Raw genomic sequence first — 4,701 nt, 5'->3', positions numbered from 1 at the left:
ATTGTAATGGTCCCATAGGGTGAGCCATTCCTAATTTCATAACTGTATCTATTTCACTAACACCCGCAACACCGTTATATAACGTTTCTATAGCTTCGTTTAACATTGGCATTAAAATCCTGTTAGCAACAAAACCAGGATAATCGTTAACCTCTGTAGGAACTTTTCCTAAAGTTTTACTTAACTCCATTATAGTATTGGTTACATCGTCACTGGTATTGTAACCACGAATAATTTCTACTAACTTCATAATTGGTACAGGGTTCATAAAGTGCATACCTATTACCATTTCTGGTCTAGAAGTTACTGCTGCAATTTGAGTAATGGAGATAGAAGAGGTGTTTGTAGCTAAAATAGTGTCTTCTGGGCAGGCCTCGTCTAACTGTTTAAATATTTTAAGTTTTAAGTCTAAGTTTTCTGTAGCAGCTTCTACAACTAAACCAGCATATTCTACACCTTCGTTTATGTTTGTATACGTTGTTATGTTTTCTAGAGTTGCTACTTTGTCTGCTTCAGAGATTTTCTCTTTAGCAACCATTCTATCTAAATTTTTAGTAATAGTTGCTAGCCCTCTTTTTAAAGACGCTTCACTAATATCAATAAGTTGTACTTTAAATCCTGATTGTGCAAAAGTGTGAGCAATACCATTACCCATTGTTCCTGCTCCAATTACTGCTATGTTTTTCATAGAAAAGTTTATTTTTTATTCCCGCAAATACAGGAATCTTGTTAATGTTAAAAAATTATATTTAAGGTATGAGATGTTCTCTTTCGTGGAAATTAAAACTGATTAATAATCATTGTAGCCACACGCAATGCTTCCGTTCCATCATGTAATGTAACAATAGGCTTGGTGTTATTATTTATAGCATCTGCAAACGTTTCAAGTTCATCTAAAATGGCATTGTTTGTAGATATTTCTGGATTATCGAAGTAAATCTGTTTTTTTATACCTTCTGCATTTTGAAGAATCATATCAAAGTCTCCAGGGTTTTCTGGAGCATCTTTCATTTTTACAACTTCACATTTTTTTTCTAAGAAATCTACAGAGATGTAGGCATCTTTTTGAAAGAATCTCGTTTTTCTCATGTTTTTTAACGAAATCCTACTTGCAGTTAAGTTCGCAACGCAGCCATTTACAAACTCTATTCTTGCATTGGCAATATCTGGAGTATCACTTATTACAGAAACACCACTGGCAGACACATGCTTTACTTTAGATTGTACTACACTAAGGATAACATCTATATCATGAATCATTAAATCTAAAACCACAGGAACATCTGTACCACGCGGATTAAACTCTGCTAAACGGTGTGCTTCTATAAACATTGGTGAATCTAGTTGTTCTTTTACAGCTATAAAGGCAGGATTAAAACGTTCTACATGGCCCACTTGTCCTTTTACACCATGTTCTGCAACTAAAGCCCTTAAAGTTTCGGCTTCTTCAACAGTATTAGTTATAGGTTTTTCTATAAAAATATTTTTGCCCTTTGCAATAGCTTGCTTTGCACAATCGTAATGTGATAGCGTAGGAGTTACAATATCTACCATATCTACAGCTTCTATTAAAGCTTCAATAGTATTAAAGTATTTATAACCAAATTCTTCTTCTACTCTTTTGGCATTAGCCTCGTCTGCATCATAAAACCCAACAAGGTTATATTTTTTAGATTGATTTAGTAGTCTTAAATGAATTTTACCAAGGTGTCCAGCACCTAATACTCCAGCGTTTAGCATTCTCTATTACGTTTTCAACAAAACTAAGTATTTTTCGGTATTTATTTATGCGAATATGCTAATAAAATGGACTTTAGCTATGGATACTATAATTTATAGAGAAATTAGTTTTCGACTTTAAAATCTTTCACTAATTTTATCCCTACTAAACTCTCTAACTTTTGAACGATACTTTTAAACATCAAGGCTTACGATTACAGTTGGTTTCTGTATTGAAATCCAAAGGAATAGCTAATGAAGCTGTTTTAAAAGCCATTACTAAAATACCTAGACATTTATTTATGGATTCTAGTTTTTTAGATCATGCCTACCAAGATAAAGCATTTCCTATTGCTGCAGACCAAACCATTTCACAGCCCTATACTGTGGCTTTTCAAAGTGAGTTATTACAAGTTAAAAGAGGTGATAAGGTCTTAGAAATAGGTACAGGAAGCGGCTATCAAACAGCTGTGTTATGCGAGTTAGGTGCTAAAGTATATAGTATAGAGCGCCAACAAGAGTTGTTTAAAAAAACGAGTAAGTTTTTACCAAAATTAGGGTATAGACCTAAAAAATTAATTTTTGGAGATGGCTATAAGGGGATGGTAGAAGAAGCTCCTTTTGCTAGTATTATAGTCACAGCAGGCGCCCCTTTTGTACCTAAACCGTTGTTAGCACAATTGGCAATTGGTGGACGTTTAGTAATTCCTGTGGGCGATAAAGTACAAACTATGACACTTTTTGTTAGAACTGGCCCTAAAGCTTTTGAAAAAACTGAACTAGGAGAATTTCGTTTTGTACCTTTACTAGAGAACAAAAACTAGAAAGGCATGAAATATTTAATTTATATATTATTAGTAGTATCATTTACAAGCTTTTCTCAAGATTATACAGAATATCTTACAGGAAACACCAATGATTTAGTTGTTGTACCCGAATCTGGAATTTGTTTAATGGGCGGTGCTAGCGAGAGTGACGAAGCTATGATTTGGTTTTTAGAAAAAGCCAATGGAGGTGACGTTGTGGTATTAAGAGCATCAGGGAGTGATGGTTATAACGATTATTTTTATACCGAATTAGGTGTTTCAATAAATTCAGTAAGAACATTTGTTATTAATAATGTTAATGGCGCAATTGACAGTTATGTTTTAGATAAAATAGAAAAAGCTGAAGCGATTTGGTTTGCAGGAGGTAACCAATATAACTACATAAATTATTTTAAAGATAATGCTGCAGAATTAGCTTTAAATGAATTTATAAATACAAAGCAAGGTGTTATAGGTGGTACTAGCGCAGGAATGGCTATTTTAGGAAGTAGTTATTTTGATGCAGAAAATGGTACAGTAACAAATGCAGAAGCGTTAGCAAATCCATACGATAATAAAGTCTCTTTAGGCTATAATGATTTTTTAGATATTCCATATTTAGAAGGTGTAATAACAGATACGCATTATGATGACCCAGATAGGCGTGCAAGGCATAGTGTTTTTCTAGCAAGACATGCTACAGATACTGGCTTTGCCTCTTTTGGTATAGCCTGCAATGAATATACAGCAGTATGTGTGGACAATAGTGGTAGAGCCTATGTGTATGGAGATTATCCAAATTATGAAGAACATGCTTATTTTATTAGCAGTAATTGTAATATAGAAAATTTTAGCCCAGAGCTTTGTTCTAGTGGTAATCCTTTAGACTGGAATAAGGGTGGAGAAGCTTTAAAAGTGTACAAAGTTCCTGGAATGACTACTGGAGAAAACTATTTTGAATTAAGTGATTGGACTAACGGTAATGGAGGGACATGGGAAAATTGGTATATAGAGAATGGAACTTTTAATACGGCATCTACAACAAATCCGTTTTGTAATTTACTTTCAGTAACCGAATTCTCAGATAAAAACATAGTGGTATATCCTAACCCATTTCAAAAAGAATTGAAAGTCTCTATTCCGTATTCAAATTATAAGGTCGTTTGTTATGATAGCTTTGGGAGAGTAGTTGTATCTGTTAAAAATAAAAATACAATTGATACGTCTTTGTTCGCTTCAGGTATATATTTCGTTAATGTAACTTATAAAGGAGCTTCTAAAACGATAAAGATGATTAAAAAATAGTAGTTTTTATTTTGAAGTCGTATTTTTATCTCAATTCAATTTTTAGCACAATATGGTTACTCTTTTAAAGTGTTAGTTATAGCATTTAGAAAGCTTTCATCGAATAAAATAGTAATAATAAAATCATTTAAACTTCTTGTTAGTTGTTGTGCTTCTGTAGGTGTTAAGTTATTAAAAAATAGGGCAAGCTCTGTTGTATTTCCTTTTTTATCGGTAGCGTAAAAAGCTTTGGTTAGTACAAAAGATGTCGAGCCTCCTTTAGTTCCAGCATGCTTTAAGTTTGCTTTATTTCCTTGACTTTGCATTAATCCTTCCATAACATCATCTAAAAGGGTTTGTACATTAGGGGTGAAATAAGTTTTAGAATTAAATTTCTGCATTAATTTTGCATATTCTTTTGTAGTAGATGCTGGTAAATTATCAGACCATATTTTTTGTATTGGCATGCTTAAATCTCCTAAATCTTTCTTGTATAAAGTATCAGATAATAGTTTATTATGTATAATCTCGGTAGACGCTATATAATTTTTTAAAGGCATTCCTTTTAAAGCAATTTGTAGGCCCTGTCTTTTAAATTGAGGAAATGCTTCCTTGCCAACAAATAAAGAGGATACTAAATAATAAATTTCGGAATGATTTTCTATACCTAATGTTTTAATACGGTTGTTTATGTTTTTTAAACCTAGTTTATGTTGTAGCCATTCTGTATTTGCATTAGAGCTAAATAAAATCATCCCTTTTGCAATGTTCCGAATACTTATTTTGTTGTCTTTAATATCTGGTTCTACATATTTTAACCATGCGGTATGTGCGCCACCATCTGTATAAGCAGCATAATAAGTGTCTAACTCTTTTAAAGGAATAAGTGTTT

At 32.7% G+C, this 4,701-nt stretch carries 5 protein-coding genes; 2 read left to right on the top strand and 3 right to left on the bottom strand.

All coding sequences use genetic code 11. The features are described from left to right. Together ACVC2P_RS18475 and ACVC2P_RS18470 are read right to left on the bottom strand one after the other, a co-directional pair. The coding region (locus tag ACVC2P_RS18475) for a 3-hydroxyacyl-CoA dehydrogenase NAD-binding domain-containing protein (RefSeq protein ID WP_452599926.1) at positions 1–688 on the bottom strand (688 nt) is incomplete at its 3' end. 92 nt (positions 689–780) lie between these two features. Continuing rightward, complete coding sequence (locus ACVC2P_RS18470) at positions 781–1,740, bottom strand: Gfo/Idh/MocA family protein (protein ID WP_452599925.1); 960 nt, start codon at positions 1,738–1,740, stop codon at positions 781–783. A gap of 161 nt (positions 1,741–1,901) precedes the next feature. Here ACVC2P_RS18470 and ACVC2P_RS18465 point away from each other — a divergent pair, with 161 nt between their 5' ends. Together ACVC2P_RS18465 and ACVC2P_RS18460 are read left to right on the top strand one after the other, a co-directional pair. Next, positions 1,902–2,543 carry a protein-L-isoaspartate(D-aspartate) O-methyltransferase gene (locus tag ACVC2P_RS18465; protein ID WP_452599924.1) on the top strand — a complete coding sequence of 214 codons (642 nt, stop codon included), beginning with the start codon at positions 1,902–1,904 and terminating at the stop codon, positions 2,541–2,543. A gap of 6 nt (positions 2,544–2,549) precedes the next feature. Next, positions 2,550–3,830 (top strand): T9SS type A sorting domain-containing protein, encoded by a 1,281-nt coding sequence (locus ACVC2P_RS18460; protein WP_452599923.1) that lies wholly within the window; start codon positions 2,550–2,552, stop codon positions 3,828–3,830. A gap of 56 nt (positions 3,831–3,886) precedes the next feature. Here the strand turns inward: ACVC2P_RS18460 and ACVC2P_RS18455 are convergent. Next, a partial coding sequence (locus ACVC2P_RS18455; protein ID WP_452599922.1) for a hypothetical protein occupies positions 3,887–4,701 on the bottom strand: 815 nt, incomplete at its 5' end.

This window comes from Pontimicrobium sp. MEBiC01747, assembly GCF_053601635.1.
The sequence above is the reverse complement of the archived record's forward strand: the minus strand, read 5'-3'. Positions and strand labels throughout refer to the sequence as shown.

Bases quoted from the DNA above. Each gene is read 5' to 3' on its own strand.
- ACVC2P_RS18460 (WP_452599923.1), top strand. From the start codon at position 2,550: ATGAAATATTTAATTTATATATTATTAGTAGTATCATTTACAAGCTTT.
- ACVC2P_RS18470 (WP_452599925.1), bottom strand. From the start codon at position 1,740: ATGCTAAACGCTGGAGTATTAGGTGCTGGACACCTTGGTAAAATTCAT.